Origin of the sequence: Coprococcus eutactus, from assembly GCF_025149915.1 — a bacterium.
Lineage (GTDB): Bacteria > Bacillota > Clostridia > Lachnospirales > Lachnospiraceae > Coprococcus > Coprococcus eutactus.
The window spans coordinates 989,715-1,016,257 of the sequence record NZ_CP102278.1 but is presented as its reverse complement, the minus strand read 5'-3'; the positions used below and the strand labels follow the sequence as shown (position 1 = coordinate 1,016,257).

The following is a 26,543-nucleotide window of genomic DNA, read 5'->3' as shown; positions in this document are numbered from 1 at the left end:
CGCGTGACCGCATAAGTAACATTTATTTGAATTTATGTGGACGTGACTTTTTGTAGCTGATCACTCTCACGATGATCGTAACTGCCAGTCCCACAAATATCGTACCCATATAAACACACAGCACATTCACTCCAAGTCCCGACGGAATGATATCCGGCAGAACATCATGTCCGGGAAAAAGCACCGTAGGATCCCCGTCAAATATGAGTTTCTTCATACCATATAATATGCCATTTTTTGAAAGGAGCATCATAAGAAAGCTTATGATACCTGTTATAACTCCCGCTGCACCGCCCCACACGACGCACTCATAGAGTCTCCTTCTCCTTATCACCACAAAGCAGGCTATAAGTATGACGATCGATATAAACACACCGTTGCTTGCCTTTGACTTTATATCCCTAAGCTGGTCAAGACGTATCTCATTCTCCGTTGAAAGGTAGATGTTACCCTTTCTGTAGTCGTCATTCTCCGTACCATCCAGACCGTCACTTATTATGCTGTACTCTACCCACGCATCGAGATCTGATAGTTCTTCCGTCTGTCCAGTATTCATAACCGATGTTATCTTCCCATCTTTATAAGGCTTGTAGTTTACCTGCGAAACCTTTCTGACCATAAAGGAACACATGACCGCTGACGAAATGATAAGTATGACCAGCGACAGTGCCATTACCACTTGAAAAAATCTATATTTAGCCATTTGTACTTCTCTGTTTCCTGTTTATTTGCTTCTATAATAATACCATCTGAGTGTTTTGATGTAAAGGCGCGTAACAAAGTGTTTTGGGGTTTATGTGTCACTCACAAAGTCTGCAGTTTTACTTATATTTTTGGCATTTTTTGTTTAATTATACTTGACAAGATTTTGTGTTTCATCTATTATATGTGAGTATGTTTACATTGAATTGTCCGTGTCCGGTTTTAATGTAAAACCTTATTATATTTATTTAGAATTTATGGAGGTAAGAATTTTGGCTAATATCAAATCTGCAAAGAAGAGAATCAATGTTATCGAGAAGAAGACACTTAGAAACAAGATGATCAAGTCTAAGGTTAAGACTGTTATCAAGAAGGTTGAGGCTGCTATTGCTGCTGGTGATAAGGTTGCTGCACAGCAGGCACTTGTAGTTGCTACATCTGAGATCAACAAGGCTGCTTCAAAGGGCATCTACCACAAGAACAACGCTGCTCGTAAGGTGTCACGCCTTGCAGTTGCTGTAAACAAGATGGCTTAATCTTATACAGCATGATAACTAAGTAACTTTGACAGAGGATTAGATATATTAAACGGCTGCATATATTTGAACCAATCATAGTTATATAAAAAACAGCATCCCACAAGGATGCTGTTTTTTCATGCCCTTTTAAAGACCTCAAGGTCTTGTCATGAACCAACATGGTCTATGTTCCTGTCGTTACTGCCCTATTCACCTTCTATCTGCACAGTGAGTCCCCACGGACACATTCTGTTCGAATCTACAATTATCCACAAGACCGGAACTCCCTGACTCATCTCCTCGGCAGGCCATTCTGCATATCCATCAGTCAGGATGATTACCGCCCGCGGAAGTTTCTCATCCATATTGTCTGCCATATACTCAAATATGCTATCAAAATCCGTTCCGCCTCCACCCACAGGTTTTATGTCCATGAGCGAATCGACATCGTCAAATTCTACAGGCTCCGTGACCTGGAGGTCAAAAAAGCTCAGCATAGCCTTGAAGCTTGTGAACTGCATGACCGCGGACTTAAGTTCCGCGTATACAACTTCAAGAGCTTCATCTTCCACCGATGCACTGGTGTCAACCACAAACCATATATCCTCCACACTGTACGACTCTGTCTCATTAAATGCCGGAAGCAGAAATTCGCTGTCCGAGTATCTTCTATCCACCGGATTAAAGCTGTAATCATAATCATCACATGCAGTCTGTACAAAATCATGCAGAAGTTCCCGCCAGTTGACACGTCCAGCATCCGGCAGTTCTGCCGCCAGTCTCCTGATCTCCATCGGCATTCCTGCAAGACCTGACTCTCCCGCATCATCTATCGCCTGTCTGAGGATCCTGTTGAGCTCATCTACAAGCTCCTGATCTACCTTTATCTGTCCCCACAGATCGTGCCGATCAAGTGGCTGGTTCTTGTTCTCCTTATTTGCCTGAGCTGCAGGCTGCATTGAACTCTCATCTCCTCCGGGCAAAGACATTCCTCTGACCAGTAGCATGTCATATATATCCTCTGCACTGTACAGGTATCCCTCCTTGCCATCGGGAGCCTTGTGCATAACTTCACAGCCGTCAACCGCAAATGATGTGACACCCATGCTTTTCATAATATCTGAATTCACGACTATGTCTGCCGCAACATTGTATATCTCACTTATTTTATCCGCCCCCCTTATGCAGTGTCTCAGTACATTGTGCATAACCTCATGCATCATCACAAACTGAAGCTCCTCACTGCTCAGTCTGAGGACGAACTGCGGGTCAAATATAAGCCGCCTCATATCAGTTGCAGCCGTACCACAATCCGCAAGAGCAACTCTGAGGTTCATCAGTATTGATCCATAAAATGGATACAACATGACTATTTCGCTACGGGCTGCACTTATCGCCTCTATAACCTTTCTACGCTCCATATACCCTCCTTAGAATTTACACTGATCAAGAAGTTTTCTGTTGTTCCTCACAAAATCGTCTGACTTCTTTATCCATGAGATAAATGCCTCCGCATTCACGAGCATATCGCGAAGTCCTTCTATCTGAAGTATATTCCTGTATGTACACACGATGTAATCCTTCGGAAATCCATTTACAAATCTGCACATATTATCAAGTTCTGTGAGTGACAGTGATCTGTCTCCATCCATTTTATATGCAGATACAGCATACGAAATTATCCCGCTGATCAAGGCAAAGAGAACATCCGGAGCTCCCGGATATGCTACCTTCCGTCCAGCGAATATATCCTCGATCTTTGGGAGCTTGCTGTATACCTTGCACCAGGCTATAAACTCGGCGGCATCCCCCTCCCCTATATTTGCCTTTATCAGTCTGCTGTATGGACCTGGATCCACTGTCTCTCCAACCGCATTCAGAACATTGCTGACCGCCATCCAGCTTCTCGGTGTCGGGTATGCAAGCACATCCAATCCTACCTCGGCCCTGCAAAGCTTTGAGGAATCATAGGACAGATATCCCAGAATGAGTGGATTTACCCCATGGTTGAGCGCGTATCTCATCCACGATCCCGCACTTACCTTTATCTGAAAATGCATGAGTCTGTTTGCCAGGGCATTTGGCATGCGGTATGCCACTGAGCGGTCTGTCGTTCTGTTTCCTGCTGCAATAACTATCGTGTTATCTGGAAGTCTGTGCTCTCCAACTGAGCGATTGAGGGTTATCTGGTATGCAGCCGCCTGAACCGATGGAGGGGCCGCCGTCAGCTCATCAAGGAACAGCACGTTGATCACATCATCCGACGCATCCATATCAAATATTCTCGGCATCAGCCAGTCAGTAAATCTGCGCTGGGCATCTGCCACCGGAACGCCTCTGAGATCAACTGGAGAAAAGAGCAGAAGCCTTACATCAGTGACATTCACCCTCTTGTCCGTAGCCGTTCCAAGCCTGTCTGCAAATTCTCTGACTCCATCACTCTTTCCAACACCCGGAGGCCCCCACAGCATGGCCGCAGGGATCATATTTATCGGGTATCCGGCTTTTATCGTCGGAACATACACCCTTGTCATTTCCTCCACAAAATCATCCACCGAAACCGATGGTATGTTCATATTGATATCATTACTCATACCGCAATGTCTCCTTTCAATGTCTTATCAATATCTGCAAGCTCCGAGGCGAGCCTGTCGACTTCCACATCATACTCATTTCCTCTCTGTATCTCAGGCTGTGCCATCTCTATCTGTTTTATAAACTGCTCACGCTCATTGATCGCCCTCTCCCTTTCCTGAGGCAGATGCTCCAGCACATTGTCTATCCTCTTTGAACAGCCAACTCCACGTCCGCCAGCCATCTTCACCTCATAGGAATTGCCACTTCCGCTCCTTAGCAGCACATATGGCTTAGCCGGATCCATCTTCTTCGGAAGCATCACGTCAAACCCCTGATAGTTTTCAAAAAAGCGGTCATACTCAGCAAATGAATTATTCTCCAGTGCGTACATAAGATCATCACCAAACATGGAACGATCATCTTTTGTAACCGGATGCTTATTTATATGATAGTACCCTGCATCGTACTCCATAGCTTTTATGCGTCTCTGTATTGCCCGAAGTCTTATCGGGGCCATGTCCAGCCAGTCCTGCTGACTGATAAGCTGCTTTCTCCTCTGTCTCTGATTGATGCGGGCACGCTCGAGACTGTTTGACACATCAACCCTCTGTCTTATCAAAGGATCACCTATGGCAAGTGCCTTTATCTCAGAATAATTGAGAACCGTATCCGCAGTGTCCGTCTCCTCCCTGTGAACTGCGGACATCGTACCCGACAGGAACTGGGCTATGAACTTCTGCTTGTTCTCAAGGATCTGCCATGTATAAGAATCAAAGCTTGATTCTGTGACATACCTGTATATGAACACCTCGCTGTTCAGGTTTCCCTGTCTGAGAATACGGCCCTGCCTCTGAACCATATCGGCCGGCCTCCATGGTTGATCCAGATGATGCACAGCGATCAGCCTCTCCTGGACATTTGCGCCGATGCCAAGCTTCATGGTTGAGCCGATCAGTATCCTTACCTTTCCATCGTTGAAGCTCTTCTCTATCTTTTTTCTCTGTGCGTCTGTCGCAGCATCATGGATATATGCAATGTCTGTATCCGGGATATTTCTTTTAATCAACTCTCCTCTCAGCTCATCGTATACATTAAATCCATTCCTCGGGGTGGATATATCACAGAACACGATCTGCGTTGTGTTCGGCTTCTCCCAATAAATACGAGCTACATTATCGGCGCAGCTTCCGCATTTGTTCTCAGTGTTATCACCTGTCTCATCAGGTCTGACAAGTCTAATGTCCAGAGCACACTTTCTTCCATCAACCGTGACTTTGAGAAGATTGTCCTCGCTCCTTCTTACTCTATGGGATCTTATAGCATCCGTCCGGTCTGCAAGATCGTTTATGTACCTCGTCTGCGCATCGGATTTGTGCACAAGTACATCATTGTAGCCATTGAAGTCCGGCAGCTTGAGTTCGCCCGCAGATACCTGATAGAAATCACACACTTCGCTGAACATCGCCATAAGTTCAGGCAGATTGTGAAACTTTGAAAATCTCGTGGTAAACCTGAAATTCTTGGAATCCACGTCAACCTCAAAACTGTGCTGCTGCTCGCAAAACGTGTTTACCCAGTCATTGAAATGGTCTATATGGCAAAGTTCCAGTTCCACCGGCTGGAGATATCTCTGAAGCACATACAGGTCGGCAAGTGAGTTGGTGATGGGCGTTCCAGTTGCAAATACCACGTGTCCCGAATCAAGGCTCTGTATATACTGGACCTTCTCAAGCATACTGTTTGCCTTCTTGGAGCCCTTGGCGTGCATGCCCACTATGTTGGTGACTCGTCCGTCTATTGTTATATTTTTATAATTATGCGCCTCATCCACCACCAGGATATCTATCCCCAGGTCGTCAAAGCAGGCTGTGTCCGAATCCTTGAAATTCTCCCTGTACTTCCTGTAAGCGTCGTTCAGCCTTTTAAGCTCAGCCTCAGCTCTTGACCTTTCTGCATACGTCCTGCACCGCCCTATATAACTCCTGTATGTTCTGAGTCTGGCCTCCCATCTGGCAAATGAACACTCCTTGCTGAGTGTTATCATGTCAAATGATGAATACGCCATGATTATCACATCATATTCGCCCGACTTCATCTTGCCAAGTGTTCCCTTGCGTTTTGCGGGAGTGAAATCCTTATTTGGTGATACCGCCAGGACTCTGTCCGACGGATACAGCTGTCTATAGGTATCATTCATGGCTGAAAAAGTCGTATTTGGAACGACCATCACTGCTCTGTGCCCAAGTCCTATCCTTATGAGTTCATGCACACCTGCGCACATCTCCAGCGTTTTACCGCTTCCGACCTCATGTGCAAGCAGGGTGTTCTTCCCCAATATGATATGAGCGATCGCATTTTTCTGATGCGCATACGGAGTCATGACCGGTGCCATATCCGCCAGTTCAAGGAAGCTGCCGTCATATCTGCTGCAGGTATATCCGTATCTCTTCATGTAGATCTCCTGCAGTTCTGTCTCTCTCTGCGGATCTCCATGTACAAAATCCTGCCATGCACTGGCTATCAGTTTCTGCTTCTCCTGAGCCTCAAGAGTAGCGTCTCTGTTGAGCACTCTCATTTCTCCATCCCGCTCAGGATTTGGCACACTGTCATACACCGCCACAGGCTTTGCATTCAGCATCTTTTTTATGATGGAAAGCGCAGACATTCGATCGGTACCATAGGTGAAATTATTGTTGACATACGATATCGCATACGACTTTTCTATAGTCCACACTCCCCTGAAGTCATCATACTTCACATCCGGATCCACTATCATCCCCAGAAGCTCGCCGATGAACCGTTCGATGTATCTTGGAGGTACCCAGCTTGAGCCCAGATTTATATGGATATCCTGACCTGAGACCATATCAGGAAGCTCTTTCTGAAGCAGGATCACTGTGTCTTCCATCTCCTTGACAGATTTCAGTAACATACGCGCTGACTCCAATTTCTTATAGAGGTTGCCCCGGAGCAGCTGCTGTCTTGACACCCAGGATACCGATGTGTCTTTGGACGTTTTATATCTGTCAGGATCAACCCATATCGCCTTGCCCGAAAGTCTGTCTGTTATATTTTTCTCAGATGCCCCCGTGACAGCTGACATGTAATCCAGATCGACGTACCCTTTGTTCCTCATTGACATGACAAAAGAATCCTCTATGCTGACCACTTCATCTGCTTCACCAGTCTCAGGCTCTCCTGTCTGGTCAAATTCGTACAGCATACCCATATCTTCTGCTGTATCCCACACATTTTCTTTATCCATATCGTCAACCTCCATCCTGTTAAACATCAGTCCATTCGAAGCCACCTTGTTCACTTACTTATAATATTAACGGCATCTGTCTATTTTAAAAGTAAACCTGTGGTATATAATGCACTGTTTCCAATTCAAAACTCTGCTTATACTGACAGCATAACATAGCCTATGCGGCAATTTTTTCACATGGGGGGATTGCAAAAAAATAAGCCTGCAAAATGTATATCGCACATTTCACAGACTTATTGCAAATATTCGACGATTTATAAAAATATCATAATAACTACATCTCACAGAGTTCCACTATCATTACCTCAAGCGCCGCCGCGTCCATAACCTGACCGGTCTTTAATTTGTAATCCATATCATTGCACTTCTCTACTATCCCCTTTAACTGTTCCACCGTATACGGCCTGCACTGCGCCTTATAGTTTTTTACTGCCCATACTGGTCCCGAGGTTAACTTTGCCAGCGATGCATCCTGAGCGCCCTCAGCCATAGCCATCTTCACAAGAAGCAGCTTGTTATATTGTCTCATGATACATGAATTGATCATTATCGGTGCCTCTTTGTTTTCCAGGAGATCATGATACATTCTTGCAGCCTTTTCTTTCTGCTTCGCTATGATAAGATCTATCATCTGATACACTTTACTCTCAGCGTCCTGGCTACAGAGAAGATCCACGTCATATTCACTCACCTGCTTCGTATCCCCGGCATAACTTATCATCTTATCAACTTCGTTCTTGATACAGTTCATGTCCATCTTGGCTGATTCTATTATCCTGTATATCGCCGTATCGGTTGTTGCCACCTCCGCGTCACGAAAGATCGACTTTACCCACGTCACCATCATCTTCTCATCTGGAGTTACAAATTCCAAAGCCTCTCCGTTCTTGTCAACTTCCTTATACAGCTTATATCTGGTGTCGACATCCATCTCCACAAATATGACCACGGATGTATTTTCTATATTAATAAGCTTTTTCGCAAACTCCTCATTACTGCTCTTGAAGAGACCACTGTTTTCTACGAGGACCACTCTCCTGTCTGCAAAAAATGGCATCTCATTGCTAAAGTCTATGATTTCCTGCGTATTTACCCCATTTCCTGCAAATTTCATAAAATTCAGATTATCATCTTTATCCGTAAGTGCGCCAAGAAGCTTATCCCTGTATTGATTTACCAAGTATCTCTCCTTGCCATACAGAAGATAGATCTTTGCAAATTCTCCGGACTTTATATTCTGATTTATGACCGCCATGGCGTTCTTCTTCTCTTTTTTCTTGGTTGCAGCCATACTTTTTCTCCTCCACACTCCTGGTTATTACCCGCTGATACCAGTTTAAATCGATATTCAGGTTGCTATTTGCATGTCAGCAGACTTGTATCTGACATTATTTTTGATGTCTATTCAACATTTTTAGCACAATCTGACCTCTTTTTATATTCACATATTGATTATTTCTATAATGTCACTTTAGTTTTATAATCACCTACAGATTGTGAATTTATGAATATTCACCTAATTTATGCAGATTCAATGCAAATCTAATTATAACGGAGGTTCAACATGGAAACAACAGAAAGATATAAGTTAAATAAGGAACTTGCCCAGATGCTCAAGGGTGGCGTTATCATGGACGTTACAACACCTGAACAGGCTAAGATCGCAGAGGCTGCCGGCGCATGTGCAGTTATGGCTCTTGAGAGAATACCAGCTGACATCAGAGCAGCAGGCGGAGTATCACGTATGAGTGATCCTCAGATGATCAAGGGAATCCAGAACGCTGTATCAATACCAGTTATGGCTAAGTGCCGTATCGGACATTTTGCAGAGGCTCAGATCCTTCAGGCCATCGAGATCGATTACATCGATGAGAGCGAGGTTCTCTCACCAGCTGATGATGTATATCATATCGACAAGAGACAGTTCAAGGTGCCATTTGTTTGTGGTGCAAAGGATCTCGGTGAGGCTCTCAGAAGAATCAATGAGGGTGCATCAATGATCAGAACAAAGGGCGAGCCTGGTACAGGTGATATCGTTCAGGCCGTAAGACATATGAGAAAGATGAACAGCCAGATAGCCGAGATCGTGAGCATGAGAACCGATGAGCTGTATGAAGCAGCAAAGAAACTTGAGGTTCCTTATGACCTTGTTCAGTATGTACACGAGAATCATCGTCTTCCAGTTGTAAACTTCGCAGCCGGCGGTGTTGCAACTCCAGCAGATGCAGCCCTTATGATGCAGCTCGGTGCTGAGGGTGTATTCGTAGGTTCTGGTATCTTCAAGTCTGGTGATCCTGCAAAGCGTGCTGCTGCCATCGTTCAGGCAACAACAAACTACAATGACGCAGATCTCGTAGCTAAGCTCTCAGAGGGACTTGGCGAGGCTATGGTTGGTATCAACGAGCAGGAGATCGCAATCCTCATGGCAGAAAGGGGTAAGTAGTATGCAGGTAGGTGTATTGGCAGTACAGGGAGCTTTCGCAGAGCATGAGCATGTACTTTCCGAGCTTGGTGTATCCTGCATCGAGCTGAGAAATGCTAAGGATCTTGAGAAGAAATACGATGCACTCATCCTCCCGGGAGGTGAGAGCACTGTTCAGGGAAAGCTCCTCAGAGACAGCGATATGTTCGATACGATAAAATCTCAGATCGAGGGTGGCATGCCGGTTCTTGCCACATGTGCGGGTCTGATTCTTCTGGCACAGCACATTGAAGGCGACGACACTGTACACCTTGGCACACTCCCTGTAACAGTAAAGAGAAATGCCTACGGCAGACAGCTTGGAAGCTTCCACACCGTGGCAGATCTCAAGGGTATCGGTGAGGTTCCTATGACTTTCATCCGCGCACCTTATGTGGCTGATGTCTCACCCGATGTTGATGTTCTTGCTACAGTTGATGACAAGATCGTGGCGGTCAAGTACGGCAAGCAGTTTGCCTTCTCATTCCACCCGGAACTTGACAGCGACTACAGCATTCACAAAGCATTTATAGAAAACATATAAAAGAATAAGCCTGGATCTAAGCGTTGAGGAAGTACCTCATTCTATGCTTGGATTCCGGCTTATTTTATTTCACTTATTTATATTATTCAAAAGATTATCTTTTTATCTGTCAGTATCGTTTACCTGTTTATTTCAGTTTATCAAGGCTTTCAAAATCTTTCATGCTCTCATGCTCTGGGTGCTTTGTGAGAGATTCCTCCTTCTCCTCTATCTTCTCAAGGAGCTCCTTGTACTCGTTGTCCTTGATATGATTACCTATGATCTCCGCCACGTCAGTGACAGTGACAAACGCAGATGAATCAATGGATCTTATTATACTCTTAAGCTCTCCTATCTCGAATCTCGTGAGAACACAATACAGCACTGTCTTATTGCCGCTTATCATGCCTTTTCCCTGCATGATAGTGACCGTTCTGCCAAGCTGCTTGTATATCTTGTCAGCTACCTCTCTGGCATCGTCAGTTATGATCATTGCAGCCTTCGCCTGCTCCAAGCCAGATTCCACCATATCAAGTACCTTTGAAGTTATAAAGTATGTAAGCAGACTGTACATGGCTCTGTCGAGTCCAAACAACATTCCTGCTATAGAGTATATAATGAGATTCATCCCAAGTACCAGCCTTCCAACCGGCCAGTCTTTCTTCTTGTTCAGCATTATCGCCACGGTCTCTGTGCCGTCCAGACATCCGCCAAACTTGATTATGATTCCAACTCCAAGTCCAAGAATCACACCACCAAAGCATACAGCCAGTATCGTTTCCGATGTTGCATTCTCAAGAGGTTTAAATATCTCTACAAACACTGAAAAAACAATCATAGAATAGCCAGCCTTAACTATAAACATTTTTCCAAGCTGTCTCGATCCGATAATAAGAAATGGAACATTTAAAACGATCGTAAGAATACTGAGAGATATTCCCGTGAGGTTATTGATCATGATACCGATACCGATAACTCCTCCATCAAGAATCGTGTTAGGAACAAGGAATTCTTCGATAGCAAATGCAGCTATCACCGCTCCAAGGGTCAGCATTACAAATTCCAGCAGCAAATTTAGTCTTTTTGTCATACCAATCATCCTTTCTTTTTGTTCGTCTGCACTACATGGACTCATCTGTATTGTTCTAGTTTCAAACCTCCCCGGTCAATCTTTACGCTGACCGCACCACATTCTATAGTGCTCTTTACACCTGCTCCGTGAGCTTCCAACCTGTCTAATGTCTCCGCGTGAGGATGCCCGTAACGGTTATCCGCCCCCGCAGATATAACCGCGAATTCAGGCGAGACGGCATTCAGGAAATCAACGCAACTTGAATAACGGCTTCCATGATGCCCCACCTTTAACACATCAGCCCTCACATCAGCATGTTCATCTAGCAAATACCTTTCTCCAGCTTCACCTAGATCCCCAGTGAATAACATCCTGTGTGACTGGTAATCCAGTCTTATGACCGCAGAAAGCTCATTTATATCATTTATACCAGTTTCTGGACCAGGATACAAGAAACTTAGCGATATCTTAGCCATATCTCTACCCAAAAGTTTATCCACACCTCCAGCAGACACCTCCATGGCATCTCCTTTTTTCATATACAGAATATTTACACCTGCATTTACCGCCGCTTCCTTAAGCTCCTCAAAGTCATCCTGCATGCCGTAAAGCGGAAGCACTATGTTCTCTATGATTATTCCGGTATTTTCCGTCTGGAGTATATATTTCAGTCCTGATATGTGGTCACTATCCGCATGAGTCACAAATGCGTAATCTATATGGGCGGCCCCGTAATACCTGAGAACCGGGACTATAACGTATTCACCAACCTGGCTGTTGTCCGATGAACCGCCATCTATCAGGATGTTGACGCCTTTCCCCGATCTTATGAGAATCCCATCCCCCTGACCGACATCCATATACACAACGCGGAAATTCCTGTCATATGCCATGTACTCATAAGTCACACAGGTCACGGCGAAAAATACCGCCAGCACCGCAGCTCTCCTGACAGTAGGCCTCTCAATATTTTTCTGTCTGATCCTGCACAATAACCACAGCACTACAACAAGAGTCACATAATATACCGCAACCATCTCCACTGATACATGTCCTACATTTACACTGTATTCTGGCAATTTGCACATAAGTTCGCAAAGCGCCCGGTACGCCGCCAATATATACCGTACCGGCATCGCAAGAAACTGTGCGGTCACAGAGGCAAATCCCCAGACCCCCGGCATCATGCCGAAAAATATTGCCGCCATTGAACAGAATATCAACACGGATACAAACGGCACCACCACCATGTTCAATACAACGGAATACAATGGAAACTGATAAAAATAGTAGACCACCAGAGGTGTTGTCGTCAAAGTTACAGACACATTGATCCGGAGTGCGGAGAGTCTGCCCCCATGTCCCACTATCTTTTCCAACATAGGATCTACGACCGCTATCCCAAGTACCGCTGCAAAGGATAACTGAAATCCCGCATCCATGACTATGTACGGATCTGCCACAGCCTGTATAACACAGGCAATCCCGGCTGAAGTCATCATATCAGGGCTTCTGCCCTTTATCTTCGCCGCGACCACTACAGTCATCATGATGACCGCCCGGCACGTAGAGCTGGCTAGCCCTGTCATCATACCATACAGCACTATCACACATACCGAGACTATCCCCGGCATCACATTTGAACCGCTTATCCTCCTCAGCAGCTTAAACAATGTCATTCCTATTATCGCTATGTGGACACCGGATATTGCCAATATATGCGCTATTCCGTTAAGCTGGAAAAGTCTCTTTGTATCCCGGTCTATACCACTCTTTTCTCCAAGAAGCATAGCACGCATAACTGATGCATCCCTGACTGCCAAGTATCTGTCCAGTGTCTCACCTGCCTTTAGCCTGAAGCTATAAAGGAACTGCCTTATGGTGCTGTACCCACTTCCCCTTTCTGTGATGACGGCATCCCTGCATATCATATATATTCCCTTATATGCATAATATGAACGTGCATCAAATTCACCGGGATTTGATGCAATGTCCGGTCTCTCCATTCTGCCGTAAACCGCAATCTGCTGCCCCATCTTTATGTCATCCACATTATCCATATACAGGATCAGTTTTGTACCAATGCGCTGATTATCCATGCTCTCTGTCTTTACGTATACCTGATAGCCTTTGTTGGCATTTCTAACGTCATAAACACTACATACAACACGGCACCTGTCTATCTCCATAATCTCATCGGCAAGCTGTCCCTGTCTGTCTACAGATCTTATGTTCATAAATCCTAAGAGTGTAACCAGTAGAAATATGTTTCCTGTCAATAGCCTTCTGTATATCGGATCACGAAAAAAAGACATGGCTGTACCGGCTCTGTCAGTACAAACTGACAAAACCAGCGCAGCCATTATCATCAGACCACTTACGATAACTGAATGTCCAGCTGCCACTGCATACGCCTCTCCAAGCGCAAAGCATACCGCTATCCAGAACAATGGTCTCTTTATGTTATTTTCCTCCTCACCGCACATAACCCTATCTAGTTACATACGAATAATCTCCTGTAAACTTTCTTTCCAGATCTATATCATTTAGCCTGTTTCCTGTGTTGTCAGGCCGAAGCTGAACTAAGTTCACATCATCAAGTTCGAGCAGTGAATCGACGATGGAATATACCAGGACATTGTCATCCACTCCTTCTTTTCCATTTACAAATGCATCGTTGAAGGTGACTGTACACAACCCGTCCTCAACACTTATGCTCTTCACCACTGTTTTGTTGTTAAGTGGTGTGACCGTTCCATCATAAGAGCTGCCAAGCCCTTTCATAACCTGTTCTGGAAGACTCTCTTTCTGTGAATAATCCAACGTGAGAGATTTCTCCACCAAAGCTGTCCCAGATGAATCCGGCATAAATATCCTTATCTCTTTTTCCGAATCAGTCATGTTGTCTATATCCGCAAATGATTCCAGCGTTAATTTATCCTTTACGACGTTGCTTTCATTGACTGTATCCACCATCTCATACACCACAATGTGTACCTGATCGATCTGACTCAGTGTCTTTACAAACGCCTCCTTGCTGAGCACTAGAGCATACGGATCAACATTCTCAAGATCAGCTTCAAATATGAGATTGACCGTTCCATACCCATCATATATATACCTCTGATAAGTCATTCCGGCAGGAACTGGTGTCCCAAACTTTGATGTACCTCCACCCTCAAGCAGGGCTTTCATGACCAGATCAACTGTATTCTCAGACGACAACTGCTGGTCAACATCCATTTTCTTCATGGAGATATCCGTCCATCCATCATTGATATAATAAATGTAAAAACCATCCTCCACAGAAGTTTTCTGATCTGTTATATTACTGGAATCACTGTCTGATCTGCATCCCCATATCACCAGCGTCAGCAACATAACCACAGCCGCCATGGCTATATTTTTTAAAATTTGTCTCATTTCAATCCTCTACTGTTCACCCAAAGGTACTCTAACTGTAAACGTTGTTCCTTTTCCAGGTTCACTATAAACATTTATTGTTCCTTTATGAAGAATAATGATGTTCTTCGTTATGGCTAGACCAAGTCCTGTTCCTCCAGTATCCCTGCTTCGCGCCTTATCCACCCTGTAGAAACGCTCAAATATATGATTGATGCAGTCTTCCGGTATTCCTACCCCCGAATCCGCAACTTTTATATAAAAGTTCTTGTGATCAGAATTCAGCGATACCTTTATCCATCCACCATCAACATTGTACTTTATACCGTTCTCTATCAGGTTTGATATAGCAAGCGTGAACTTCACCTTGTCTATGCTGGCGTGTATCTCTCCAAAACTCTCATATGACAGCTGTATACTTCTCTTGTCCGCCAGCGGACGCAGTCTCTTTAATATGAGATCCATGAATTCATCCATATCAACAGATTCCTTATTAAGGCTGTCTGGTCCCTTGTCCGTCTTGACCAGAGTAAGAAGATCGCTTATGATCTCAGCCTCCCGGTCTATCTCCTGGACTATATCCTCCATGAATTCCCTGTACATCTCGGCAGGAACATCGCTCTGTGTAAGAAGTGATTCTGACAACACCTTCATCGAAGTGATAGGAGTCTTCAGCTCATGCGACACATTTGAAACAAACTCCTGTCTCGATTCCTCCAGCAACTGTGCCTTGTTGAATATATTGTTGATATCCTTTGTCAGGGCCTTCATCTCACCAAACATGCCCGATGTATCCATCTGTTCGAGACTTCCACCTTTCATGCCCTCTATAATACCTCTTGTTCGGTTGACATCCCTCACAGACAGTTTGGCTATAAAGTACGCTGCAACCATGCCTAGTATAACCACAAGCGCAAACAGATACATGGAATTGTGTCTGAGTCCTGCACTGTAGTTGTCAAGCTCATCGATCTTAACAGCAAAGATTATGACTGCATCCGTATATCCCTCACTGTCGACCACCGGCATTATCTTCCTGTACACTCTGTCATACTGCTCCGATACCTCCGGTGTCTTGCCAGTCATGACCTGAAGCACTTCAGGATCCGCCATATATTTGCCTGTTTCTTTGTCATAGGAATCCACCACTACTCTGTACCCAGGATCTATGACAAGTATCCTTCCTGACAGAGAATAAGCCATGGTCTTTATATCTCCCACGGCTTCTCGCATATCTCCATCCGCATTGTAACTGTTGACTGCATATACCGCATAGTCCGCACATGAATCCACCCGTCTGTCAAATTCCCGTTCGTTTCTCGCATCAACAGACCTTATAACGACCTCAAGTCCGATATACACTAAAACGGCAACACATACGACCACCATCACTGAGATTATCAGTCTCTGGCTGACCGTAAACCGTCTGCCTTCATCACTCTTCTGGGAGGCTTTAGGCTGTTCATCCTTGGCCTTATCCGCCTGGAGCTCTGCGTTGGAGCTTGTTTTTTTATTTTTCTCTACACCAACTGTATCTCTATTTTTTTTCATATCATCCCTTGAAGAAATATCCTACTCCCCATTTTGTATGAATGTATACCGGCTCACCTGGGTTTGCCTCGATTTTTTCTCTGAGTCTTCTGACATGGACATCAACCGTTCTCGCATCACCCGGATATGAATCTCCCCATATCGTACTCAGGAGCTCATTTCTAGAATATACCTTATTGGGATGAGCCATGAGGAGCTCAAGCAGATCAAATTCCTTCGCAGTGAGATTCAGCTCTTTGCCACCCACGAACACGCGGCGGCTATCCAGCTCAACCTTCATACCATTTACCTCCATGACATTGCTCTGCTTTACAGGAGCCTGTTTCTTGCCGCTTCTTCTGAGAATAGCCTTCATACGAGCCTTAACCTCAAGTATGTTAAACGGCTTTGTTATATAATCATCGGCACCGTACTCAAGGCCCATGATCTTATCCATATCCTCGCCCTTCGCTGTGAGCATGATTATCGGTACATTCGAAAACTCACGAACCATCTGACATACCTCTATGCCAGTATAAACAGGTATCATGATATCCAGAAGTACTATATCGTAATCATTGTTCTTTATCTTTTCAACAGCTTCACCGCCATCGTATGCGGTGTCCACCTCCATATCATCCTGCTCAAGGCTGAACTTCAATCCCTTAACTATCAACTTCTCATCATCAACAACAAGAACCTTTTTCATTGTAACTTCCTTTCTCTTCACTTTATCAAATTCCGTCTCTCCCGGGTCCTCTAATCTACAGTTATGTATGTCTCCAGTTTCCTATATATGCTGTCTCCTATACCACTGACATTCTTCAGATCCTCCTTGTCCGAAAATCTGCCATAAGTCTGTCGGTACTCAACAATCTGCCCTGCTCTGGTCTCACCGATACCGGGAAGTTCTGTCAGCTCCTCGACGCCAGCCTCATTGATATTGATGAGGCGGTCTGATCCAGCATCTGCCTGACCATTCTGATTTTTTCCAATGTCACTTTGGATATCCTCACCTTCCACCGGAAAATATATCTTCTGGCCATCGGCAGCCACATCCGCCAGATTAACAATATCTATGTCCGCATTCTCAGCAAAGCCACCCGCCACCTCAAGCGCATCATTGATCCTTGCATCAGCATCCAGCTCGTATACACCGGGCGACCTCACCGCCCCGCACACATATACCTTTATCTTTCCCACTTTTTCAGATGAAATGTCTAAATTTGCAGTCTCTGAATCATCCGAATCCACAGTCTCTGAATCATCTTCATCTCCTGTCTCCGTGGACTGATTGCTAGAAACTGCCTCCATATCTTCATATAAGGAGATCTCTCCGCTGCCACATCCACAGGCAGTGATACATATGAAACCCACAAATATAAAAAACAGACCTTTGCGTATTAACATTTGTATTTTTTTTAATATTTTATTCACTGTGCCGACACCTCCTGTGTCTGCACGGAATTACACAGGTTCATTGTATCTAATCATTTTATATTTTACAACAATATATTTCTAATTTATTTCATTTTTGTTACTTTTTTCACAAAACAACCCTTTTCTACACATCAGATTGATAGTTTTTACAATACAACAAAAAAACAGTATACTGTCACCCTTATCAAAGCATCTGATGCCCCTCAAATATGGTGATGTATACTGTTTTTCAAAGTAGCAAATGCAGCCTTGCTAGATTATATTATATGCTGTCCATTCCTAGAACAATGGCTCCTTGAGTATAGCTGTTCCGATACCCTTCTGGGTGAAGAACTCAAGAAGCAGGCAGTGCTGGAGACGTCCATCGAGGATATGCACTCTTGAAACCCCATTCTCCATGGCTGAGATACAGTTGTTAAGCTTTGGAAGCATACCACCGCCGACAACACCATTCTCTATGATGTCCTTTGCCTCATGTATATCCATCTCTGAGATAAGAGTTGACTTGTCTGTAGGATCAATGAATACACCTTCGATATCTGTGAGAAATACGAGCTTCTCAGCCTCAAGAGCTGTGGCAACTGCACATGCTGCGTCATCCGCATTGATGTTGTAATCCTCATAATTCTCATCCACGCCTATAGGTGCAATAACAGGAATGAAATCGTCCTCGATGAGCGATGTGAGCAGTGATGTATCAACCTTTGTTATCTCTCCCACATAACCTATATCCTTGCCACCTGGGAACTTCTTCTTGACTGTGAACATACCGCCATCCTTGCCGCTGATTCCAACTGCCTTAAGTCCGATCTTCTGCATGAGGCTTACAAGGCTCTTGTTGACCTTACCAAGAACCATCTCTGCGATCTCCATAGTCTCTGCATCTGTCACACGGAGACCATTGATAAATTCTGCCTCCTTGCCAACCTTCTCAACCCACTTGCTGATCTCCTTACCGCCACCGTGTACGATGACCGGTTTCATACCTACAAGCTTCAGCATGGCAACGTCCTTTATAACATTGTATTTGAGATTCTCGTCAAGCATGGCGCTCCCGCCGTACTTGACAACCACTGTCTTGCCCTGAAATTTCTTGATATACGGCATAGCCTCTATCAGTGTCTGTGCCTTCTCAATTACCTGATCTACTGTGTAATCACCTATAACCATTTCTCTGTCCTTCTTTCTTCTATATTATATTTCTTGTATTTCCAAGTGTATCTTTTAGGGTTTAACCCGATCAATATCGCTGATTAATACACCCTATTCAGTCAGTCTATTTTTTATTGACTACAGTCTATTTTTTGAATTTATATTTTATTTCCTATAATCCGCATTTATCTTTATATAGTCATATGTGAGATCGCAACCCCATGCTGTGGCTGTCTCATCCCCCATATTCATATGTGCCTTGAGCTTTATCTGTTTCTCTGAGAGTATGTGACTGGCTTCTTTCTCATCATAATCCGTCGTCACTCCATGCTTTACAATCTCAAGATGTCCTGCCACACTGGATATCTCTATATCTACCCTGTACGGATCGAATTTCACTCCGCTCTGCCCCATGGCACATACTATTCTGCCCCAGTTGGCATCGGCACCATACATGGCACACTTTACAAGATTGGAGGCCACTATAGCCTTTGCCAGATGCCTTGCAGTATCCTTATCAGGCATACCCGACACATCCACCTGAAACATCTTGGTAGCGCCCTCTCCGTCCGAGGCTATCGCCCTGACAAATGCTCTGTTGATATATCTTATCGCTTCGACAAATGCAGGAAAGTCTTCATCGGTCTCCAGCAGTTCCTCGTTACCCGCCATACCATTTGCAAATATCATGACAGTGTCGTTGGTGGACATATCTCCGTCCACTGACACCATGTTGTATGTATCGACCACATCAGCCTTAAGCACCTTGCCCAGCAGCTCTGAACTGATATTCAGGTCTGTCGTGATGAAGCTGAGTACGGTCCCAAGGTTTGGATTGATCATTCCGGATCCCTTGCACATGCCTCCTATGGTGACCTGCTGCCCTTTGATCTCTAAAGTTACGGCTATCTCCTTCTTATAGATATCCGTCGTCTTTATCGCCTCCGCGGCATCCACTCCGGCATCTATAGAATATGAAAGCTCCGGCACCAGCATATCTATACCGCTCTGTATGACATCCATCGGAAGTCTCATTCCTATGACTCCTGTAGAAGCCACCGCAACCGTACTTGGATCTATGCCAAGGCTCTTACCTACATGCGCCGCCATGGCCTCCGCATCATGGATTCCCTGCTCTCCGGTACAGGTATTTGCCACACCGCTGTTTACAACCAGCGCCTGACACATTCCCACATTCTGGCAAAGCTGCCTGTCGTATATGACTGGTGCTGCCTGAACCATGTTCTGTGTAAATGCTCCCGCTACATGTGCAGGAACATCACTCACCAGAAGTGCCATGTCTTTTTTCAGTTTATTTCTTCTTATTCCAACATGTAGTCCCGCTGCCCGAAATCCAGCAGGGGCTGTCACGCCTCCCGGAATTATCTTCATCCTACCACCTTATTTCCGAATTTATGGGAAAACAGGAGCCATGCGGAGACCCTCTGCCTCGTCAAATCCAAACATGATGTTCATGTTCTGAACCGCCTGACCTGCAGCACCCTTTACAAGATTGTCAAGTGCTCCCATGGCGATTACTCTGTTTGTTCTCTCATCTATCTTAAAGTTGACATCCACATAGTTGCTGCCCTCAACCCATCTTGTCTCAGGACATACATCCTTGTCGAGGACTCTGATAAATCTCTCATTTGCATAGTACTTATCGTATGCGGCTCTCACTGTATCGTAATCGACCTTCTCCTTGAGGTTGGCATATGCTGTCACAAGTATTCCTCTGTTCATAGGAACAAGGTGTGGAGTGAAGTTGATAACTATCGGACTGCCATTCGCATATCCAAGCTGCTCCTCTATCTCAGGGGTATGTCTGTGTGTCGTAACTCCATAAGCCTTTATGCTCTCATTGACCTCACAGTAAAGATTTGCAATCTTCGCGCCTCTTCCTGCACCTGATGTTCCGGACTTGGCGTCAACAATGATGGAGTTGGCATCAACCAGACCTTCCTTAACCAGTGGGTAGAGTGAAAGGATGGAACATGTTGTGTAGCATCCAGGGTTTGCAAGAAGTCTGCACTTCTTTATATCCTCCCTGTTGATCTCACAGAGACCATACACAGCCTCGTCAATAAACTGTGGGCTCTTATGCTCTATCTTGTACCACTTCTCATAAGTAGCAACATCCTTTATTCTGAAATCTGCACTGAGATCTATGATCTTCACCTTTGACAGAATCTCCTCATTCACCAGTGATCCGCACAGTCCCTGTGGTGTAGCTGTAAATATGACGTCTACTTTTGATGCAAGCTCCTCCATGTTGTCGTCCATACACTTTGCGTCCACGATCTGGAACATATTGCCGTATACCTGATAATATTTCTGATCGATAAAGCTTCTTGAACCGTACCATACGATCTCCGCTTCCTTATGTCCAAGAAGGATTCTTACTATCTCCTGTCCTGCGTATCCTGTCGATCCGATAATTCCTACCTTAATCATAACTGCCTCCATATATATGTAAAAATTTATATTTCCATTCCCACGGATTTGTCTTAAGGCATATCCTGTTTGATTGTATACCCACTTAGTCAGCCTAGTCAACATTCATCTAATCAGACGATATGTTATACCTCCTACAAAAAACTTTTTATAATTATACATTTTGATTGCATATTATGCAATGGTTTTTTTGAATATTTGCATAATCGTTAAAAATATACGGTTTATCAACGTTTTTGCCGCCATTTAGCTATGTATCCATGCATAAATTACATGCATATTATACGCTGATTGAATGGATATTTTGAAAAATCGCTTGCATAATATACATTTGCGTTGTATAGTTCATGTAGGCGAAAAATGGAATATATTATAAAGTAATTTTTCAAAACACTATATTTATAGGAGGATTTATTAAAATGGCTAAAGAAAAAGTTGTACTGGCTTATTCAGGCGGTCTTGATACCACTGCCATCATCCCATGGTTAAAGGAGACATACGGATACGATGTTATCTGTGCATGTATAGATGTAGGTCAGGAGAGCGAGCTTGAGGGACTTGACGAGAGAGCAAAGTATTCAGGAGCTGAGAAGCTTTACATCATCGATGTTGTAGATGAGCTCTGTGACGAGTACATCATGCCAACAGTTCAGGCTGACGCTGTATATGAGAACAAGTATCTTCTCGGTACTTCATTTGCAAGACCTATTATTGCAAAGAAGCTTGTTGAGGTTGCACGTAAGGAAGGCGCTGTTGCCATCTGCCACGGAGCTACAGGTAAGGGTAACGACCAGCTTCGTTTTGAGCTTTCTATCAAAGCTCTTGCACCGGACATCAAGGTTATCGCTACATGGAGACAGCCTGAGTGGACTATGCAGTCACGTGAGGATGAGATCGCATTCTGTAAGGCACACGGCATCGATCTTCCATTTGATGCAAAGCATTCTTACAGCCGTGACCGTAACATCTGGCACATCAGCCATGAGGGCCTTGAGCTTGAGAATCCTGCAAATGAGCCAAACTACGATGACCTTCTGGTTCTCTCAGTTACACCTGAGAAGGCACCTGATGAGCCTGAATACATCGATCTTGACTTCGAGAAGGGCTACCCTGTAGCACTCAACGGCAAGAAGATGAAGACTTCTGATATCATCCGTGAGCTGAACAAGCTCGGCGGAAAGCACGGTATCGGTATCATCGATATCGTTGAGAACCGTGTTGTCGGCATGAAGTCACGTGGTGTATACGAGACACCTGGTGGAACTATCCTCACAGAGGCTCACAAGCAGCTTGAGGAGCTCACACTTGACCGTGATACCATGGAGTACAAGAAGCTTGTCGGAACAAAGTTCGCAGCACTTGTATATGAAGGAAAGTGGTTCTGCACTCTCCGCGAGAGCCTTTCAGCATTTGTTGCCAAGACTGAGGAGCGTGTAACTGGTCATGTAAAGATGAAGCTCTACAAGGGTAACATCATCAAGGCTGGTACTACATCAGATTATACTCTGTACTCAGAGAGCCTTGCTTCATTCACAACTGGCGACCTCTACGATCACAAGGATGCTTCAGGTTTCATCAACCTGTTCGGTCTTTCAATGAAGGTTCGTGCTATGATGGATCAGAAGCGTGAGGAGAAGGACAACGCTAACAATAAGTAATTTATTATAGTGTAGACATGAAACATCCCCCATCATACTCGTTATGAATATGATGGAGGATGTTTTTTTCTTGACAAAACAAAAAGACTGAAATAGAATATATCAAAAGAAATGGGTTTTCACCGTACAGTTTTACGACTCAAGCGGGCTGCTCGTTTCTTTTTTTATTGTGGTAATATCATGCAGGTACTTATTACCATCCTCTGAATGTTTTATAAGAAGAATAGCTGTGAATATATTATATCTATCTAAATTGCCCGTTTTATCATCATACACAGGCAGTCCAAACCTTATATCATATCTATACCAACCATATTTAGCATCTTTATTATGCTTTTGCTCTTTATTCTCTTCCCAACGTGGATTTTTGGCTATTTTTATTAGCTCTGGAATTCCCTGTGATGCTGATGCCTTTGCCTTTTTTCTTGCACCTTTTAATGCAATTCTGCTTTTCGAACCTGCATATTCAGACGGAAATTCTTTTCCAATATAAACAACATCATTTGTTTCTGTAATTTCATAACAATCCGATATATAGCCTTTTAAGTATTTTTCTATCTGCTGCCAATCATCTTTTGATAAGCCTTTAAATTTTTTGTCATTAATAATTACTATTTGATTATTATTTTCGTCCGTTATTATACTAACATTCCTGTTTTTTATCATTCAGTAACTCCTTTATTATTTTATATTTGCCAAAAATCATTATGGAAATTAAACTATAGAAATTTCAGATCACTTATTTCTACTAAAAAAGAACTAAAATCTTATTTGAGAACAATGAGTAAAACTCCATCATTGTCAAGAACTCTCTCACTATGTATCCGCATTATATCAATGCTAGCGAAGATGTAAACCCACTTATAACGAATTTACACTTTCTTAATGAATTTATACACATCGTATATCTCGACGATATTTGAATGTATATCTATAAAAAAAGATCCAGAGCCGAAGCTCCAGATCTCCCTAAATACATATCATTTACAATATCGCTGCACCAACGTACATTATTTTAAATTACAGTCTATATATTCCATATATGACTTTTTCCCAACTTCTGATTCATTTTCCACATACCACTCTGCGCATTCTTTCAATCCATCTTCCAATGATATTGTCTCCGGATATATTTTGTTCTGCTGCTGCACATCGAGATAATATTCATAGTTATAAAAACTGAAATAATTTCTCTGTTCTATATCCTCACTGACATTTACAAACGCAGGGATCTTATCAAAGCAGGCGTAACACATCGTCACCCAGTCTTTTATAGTGACCGGCTCCACATTTCCCACATTCATGATATGAGTCTCCAGCTTTTCCTCTATTACTCTCTCCATCAGGATACAGAGATCCTTCACATGGAAGAACTGCAGCTTCATTCCACCATCTCCGGGCAGATAAAATGGTCTGTCCGCCCTGGCGCAGTCAAATACAAAAGCCTCCCTGTATACATTGTTCATAGGTCCATAAATATATGGTGGTCTGAGTATGTAAGCATCACTCACTCTGTCAAGTAATGCATCCTCCGCAGCAATCTTATCCGTACCATATGACCCCCAGTATCTGTTGAGTGCCCGTTCTGAATCTTCACGGAATGGCTGATCTCCATACTCTGGATACACTGCACTTGAGCTGATCATGATATACTGACCAAATGAACCAAGGCTGTCACATAAGTCTGTGATATCTTCTGCATTATATGCGGTTATGTCCGCCACAACATCAAAATAGATGTCTTTGAGTTTGTCTCCCAGGTCATGCCTGTCCGCTTCTATAAGCTTCGCACCTGGAACCTGCGGTCTTGAATTTCTGTTGACCACATACACCTCATAGCCTTTGTCCACAAAATACCGCGCCGCATACCGGCTTACAAATACTGTGCCACCCGTTATTAGTATTTTCTTCATGGAGAGCCTCCTTTAAATTGGGATTTTTTATCTACTCACCAAGTTCCAGCACCACGCTCTCATTTCCAGCTAATTTCACTGAACTAAGGTCTGACACACCTGTCTCACCAGAACTTGAATAAAGTACATTTGTAACTGTTATGTCTCCGCACTCTGCAAGTGATACCGTCTGATCGCCCTCTGCAAAATTGTGCACCACCAGCAGCTTCTGTCCATCCGTCTCACGGAAGTATGCTGTCACACTGTCACTTGTGAGCGATGCCGCTCTGTAACTTCCTTTCATAAGTGCAGGATTGTCCTTTCTCAGTGCTATCAATGTCTTGTAATATGAATACATTGAATCCGGATCTTCCATCTGCTGGTCAAGTCCCTTTGTCTCTGCATTCTGATTGTCCTTTTCCCACGACGTATTATATGTACTGTCACCTCCCCAAAGGAAAGGCGTCCTTATCATCTCATCCGGCTTACTGCCGTACATTCCAAGCTCCTCGCCATAATATATATATGGATTGCCTGGAAGCGTCATATATACCGCCGCAATCTGTCTCGCCTTATCCAGGCTGTTCACCGACGATGCTATCCTGTCCTGATCGTGATTTGCTCCAAATATTCCATTCAGATAGTTGGCATCCACGCCGTCATATTTATTCTGTATATTCTCTATCGCCACGGAAAGAGAATCACCAAAGCCAGGCACCGCCATGCCTTTCTGTACGCAGTTCAGTATCTTCTGCTGAATTGCAAAATCAAACTTTGTGTCAAATGGCTGGACATAATTTTCCAGCACCTTGTCATCCTGCCATACCTCCCCCACCAGGTATACATCAGGATTTATGCTCTCGCAGTAACTGGCAAATTCGTTCCACCAGGTGATATTTGCCGTTTCAGAATCTTCCTGCTGCCTGAACTCGTGTGCCCCATAGATATGAACTGCGGCGTCCATACGGAAACCATCAAGACCAAGCTCTAACCAGTGACCGGCGGCATCCTTCGCAGCCTGTCTAACATCCGGATTGTTGTAGTTTAGGTCCGGCATATCCGCGCCGAACACACCATAATAATAGAAGTCTCCTTCCTGGTGCCACACCATATCTCCCCAGCTTGATTTGTCGAGAAGATGATTGCAGTCTTTCTTGTCGGTCTTGTACACCCACCTGTAATAATCTCTGTACTCGCTGTTCTCATCGGACTTTGCCGCCTGAAACCACGGATGATTGATACTGGTGTGATTGATGACCAGATCCATGATGACTTTCATGTCTCTGCTGTGTGCTTCGTCAAGCAATCTCTTAAGATCATCCTCTGTTCCGTAATCGGGATTCACCGTCACGTAATCCGTCACTGAATATCCGTGGTAGGTATCGGATGCTGTGATCGGCATGAGCCATATCCCATCAATTCCGAGCTCCTGCAGATAGTCAAGTTTCTCCGTGACGCCATTCAGATCGCCTATACCATCACCGTCTGAATCGGCAAATGATCTGACAAATATCTCGTAATACACACCGCGATTACCCTCTTCGTTGGTCTTCTTACGAGTCTCTGCCGTAAATTCCGCCACGTCATACGAATCACTTGAGTATGTTCCCTCTACATAGGGCTCATCCTTGTCTTCCGCAGCTTTTTTTGACTCCTGTCCATCTTCTTCTGATGCTCCGGCATCTGTCTGATCGTTTGTCTGACCATACGCCAAAGTCTCTGTTTCTGACGACGCAGCACCGTCCGCTCCGTCATCTGCTTTGCCGCACCCTGTACCGAGCCCAAGTGTCAGGGCCAGCATAACCACTGCAAGTCTCTTCTGCAGTCTGAGTAAGTTGTTCTGTTTCAGCACTTTCTTTTTAAGCACTTTCTCGTTCCTCCTAAACTCCCTCCG

General features: G+C 44.2%; 21 protein-coding genes. 4 read left to right on the top strand and 17 right to left on the bottom strand.

The genetic code is table 11. The annotated features are described in order from the left end of the window. Positions 1 to 22: 22 nt before the first annotated feature. Positions 23 to 703 carry a hypothetical protein gene (locus NQ536_RS04350; RefSeq protein ID WP_004848673.1) on the bottom strand — a complete coding sequence of 227 codons (681 nt, stop codon included), beginning with the start codon at positions 701 to 703 and terminating at the stop codon, positions 23 to 25. Between the two features lie 271 nt (positions 704 to 974). Here NQ536_RS04350 and rpsT point away from each other — a divergent pair, with 271 nt between their 5' ends. After that, entirely contained in the window at positions 975 to 1,238 is a 264-nt protein-coding gene (rpsT, locus tag NQ536_RS04345; protein ID WP_044997659.1) for a 30S ribosomal protein S20, read from the top strand. A gap of 188 nt (positions 1,239 to 1,426) precedes the next feature. Here rpsT and NQ536_RS04340 read toward each other — a convergent pair whose 3' ends face one another. The 4 genes from NQ536_RS04340 to holA form a co-directional block, all read right to left on the bottom strand. Next, a complete protein-coding gene (locus NQ536_RS04340) occupies positions 1,427 to 2,641 on the bottom strand; it encodes a vWA domain-containing protein (RefSeq protein WP_004848668.1) in 1,215 nt (404 codons plus the stop codon). Between the two features lie 9 nt (positions 2,642 to 2,650). Then, complete coding sequence (locus NQ536_RS04335) at positions 2,651 to 3,814, bottom strand: AAA family ATPase (RefSeq protein WP_004848666.1); 1,164 nt, start codon at positions 3,812 to 3,814, stop codon at positions 2,651 to 2,653. After that, the gene (locus NQ536_RS04330) at positions 3,811 to 7,062 is read right to left on the bottom strand and encodes a helicase-related protein (RefSeq protein ID WP_044997657.1); all 3,252 of its coding nucleotides are present in this window, start codon (positions 7,060 to 7,062) and stop codon (positions 3,811 to 3,813) included. The genes NQ536_RS04335 and NQ536_RS04330 overlap by 4 nt, the downstream gene beginning before the upstream one ends. Positions 7,063 to 7,339: 277 nt before the next feature. Next, the gene (holA, locus tag NQ536_RS04325) at positions 7,340 to 8,356 is read right to left on the bottom strand and encodes a DNA polymerase III subunit delta (protein WP_004848663.1); all 1,017 of its coding nucleotides are present in this window, start codon (positions 8,354 to 8,356) and stop codon (positions 7,340 to 7,342) included. A gap of 273 nt (positions 8,357 to 8,629) precedes the next feature. On the opposite strand from holA, the gene pdxS reads away from it, so the two are divergent. Both pdxS and pdxT read left to right on the top strand, forming a co-directional pair. Continuing rightward, positions 8,630 to 9,508: a pyridoxal 5'-phosphate synthase lyase subunit PdxS gene (gene pdxS, locus NQ536_RS04320; protein ID WP_004848658.1), complete on the top strand. Its 879-nt coding sequence runs from the start codon at positions 8,630 to 8,632 to the stop codon at positions 9,506 to 9,508. A gap of 1 nt (position 9,509) precedes the next feature. Next, positions 9,510 to 10,070 carry a pyridoxal 5'-phosphate synthase glutaminase subunit PdxT gene (gene pdxT, locus NQ536_RS04315; RefSeq protein ID WP_004848656.1) on the top strand — a complete coding sequence of 187 codons (561 nt, stop codon included), beginning with the start codon at positions 9,510 to 9,512 and terminating at the stop codon, positions 10,068 to 10,070. Positions 10,071 to 10,197: 127 nt separating this feature from the next. On the opposite strand, the gene NQ536_RS04310 is transcribed toward pdxT, so the two are convergent. The 9 genes from NQ536_RS04310 to argC form a co-directional block, all read right to left on the bottom strand. Beyond that, complete coding sequence (locus NQ536_RS04310) at positions 10,198 to 11,139, bottom strand: YitT family protein (RefSeq protein WP_044997655.1); 942 nt, start codon at positions 11,137 to 11,139, stop codon at positions 10,198 to 10,200. A gap of 41 nt (positions 11,140 to 11,180) precedes the next feature. Next, entirely contained in the window at positions 11,181 to 13,607 is a 2,427-nt protein-coding gene (locus NQ536_RS04305) for a DNA internalization-related competence protein ComEC/Rec2 (protein WP_004848652.1), read from the bottom strand. 4 nt (positions 13,608 to 13,611) lie between these two features. Next, positions 13,612 to 14,544, bottom strand: coding sequence for a GerMN domain-containing protein (locus tag NQ536_RS04300; protein ID WP_004848650.1), 933 nt, complete (start codon positions 14,542 to 14,544; stop codon positions 13,612 to 13,614). Between the two features lie 9 nt (positions 14,545 to 14,553). After that, on the bottom strand, positions 14,554 to 16,074 hold the full coding sequence (locus NQ536_RS04295; protein WP_004848648.1) for a sensor histidine kinase: 1,521 nt from the start codon (positions 16,072 to 16,074) through the stop codon (positions 14,554 to 14,556). A gap of 1 nt (position 16,075) precedes the next feature. Further along, a complete protein-coding gene (locus NQ536_RS04290; protein WP_022059395.1) occupies positions 16,076 to 16,762 on the bottom strand; it encodes a response regulator transcription factor in 687 nt (228 codons plus the stop codon). A gap of 50 nt (positions 16,763 to 16,812) precedes the next feature. Continuing rightward, positions 16,813 to 17,367, bottom strand: a complete 555-nt coding sequence (locus tag NQ536_RS04285) for a helix-hairpin-helix domain-containing protein (protein WP_044997705.1) — start codon at positions 17,365 to 17,367, stop codon at positions 16,813 to 16,815. Positions 17,368 to 17,772: 405 nt separating this feature from the next. Next, positions 17,773 to 18,663, bottom strand: coding sequence for an acetylglutamate kinase (gene argB / locus NQ536_RS04280; RefSeq protein ID WP_004848641.1), 891 nt, complete (start codon positions 18,661 to 18,663; stop codon positions 17,773 to 17,775). A 147-nt stretch (positions 18,664 to 18,810) separates the two neighbouring features. Continuing rightward, positions 18,811 to 20,037, bottom strand: coding sequence for a bifunctional ornithine acetyltransferase/N-acetylglutamate synthase (argJ, locus tag NQ536_RS04275; protein ID WP_004848638.1), 1,227 nt, complete (start codon positions 20,035 to 20,037; stop codon positions 18,811 to 18,813). 21 nt (positions 20,038 to 20,058) lie between these two features. Then, complete coding sequence (gene argC, locus NQ536_RS04270) at positions 20,059 to 21,099, bottom strand: N-acetyl-gamma-glutamyl-phosphate reductase (protein ID WP_022059392.1); 1,041 nt, start codon at positions 21,097 to 21,099, stop codon at positions 20,059 to 20,061. 419 nt (positions 21,100 to 21,518) lie between these two features. On the opposite strand from argC, the gene NQ536_RS04265 reads away from it, so the two are divergent. Next, positions 21,519 to 22,757 carry an argininosuccinate synthase gene (locus NQ536_RS04265; RefSeq protein WP_004848633.1) on the top strand — a complete coding sequence of 413 codons (1,239 nt, stop codon included), beginning with the start codon at positions 21,519 to 21,521 and terminating at the stop codon, positions 22,755 to 22,757. Between the two features lie 132 nt (positions 22,758 to 22,889). Here NQ536_RS04265 and NQ536_RS04260 read toward each other — a convergent pair whose 3' ends face one another. The 3 genes from NQ536_RS04260 to NQ536_RS04250 all read right to left on the bottom strand — a co-directional run bounded on the left by NQ536_RS04260 (position 22,890) and on the right by NQ536_RS04250 (position 26,516). Beyond that, complete coding sequence (locus NQ536_RS04260) at positions 22,890 to 23,423, bottom strand: hypothetical protein (RefSeq protein ID WP_004848629.1); 534 nt, start codon at positions 23,421 to 23,423, stop codon at positions 22,890 to 22,892. Between the two features lie 344 nt (positions 23,424 to 23,767). Beyond that, a complete protein-coding gene (locus NQ536_RS04255; protein WP_004848628.1) occupies positions 23,768 to 24,670 on the bottom strand; it encodes an NAD-dependent epimerase/dehydratase family protein in 903 nt (300 codons plus the stop codon). A gap of 31 nt (positions 24,671 to 24,701) precedes the next feature. Beyond that, complete coding sequence (locus NQ536_RS04250; RefSeq protein ID WP_049937534.1) at positions 24,702 to 26,516, bottom strand: alpha-amylase family glycosyl hydrolase; 1,815 nt, start codon at positions 26,514 to 26,516, stop codon at positions 24,702 to 24,704. Positions 26,517 to 26,543: the final 27 nt, after the last annotated feature.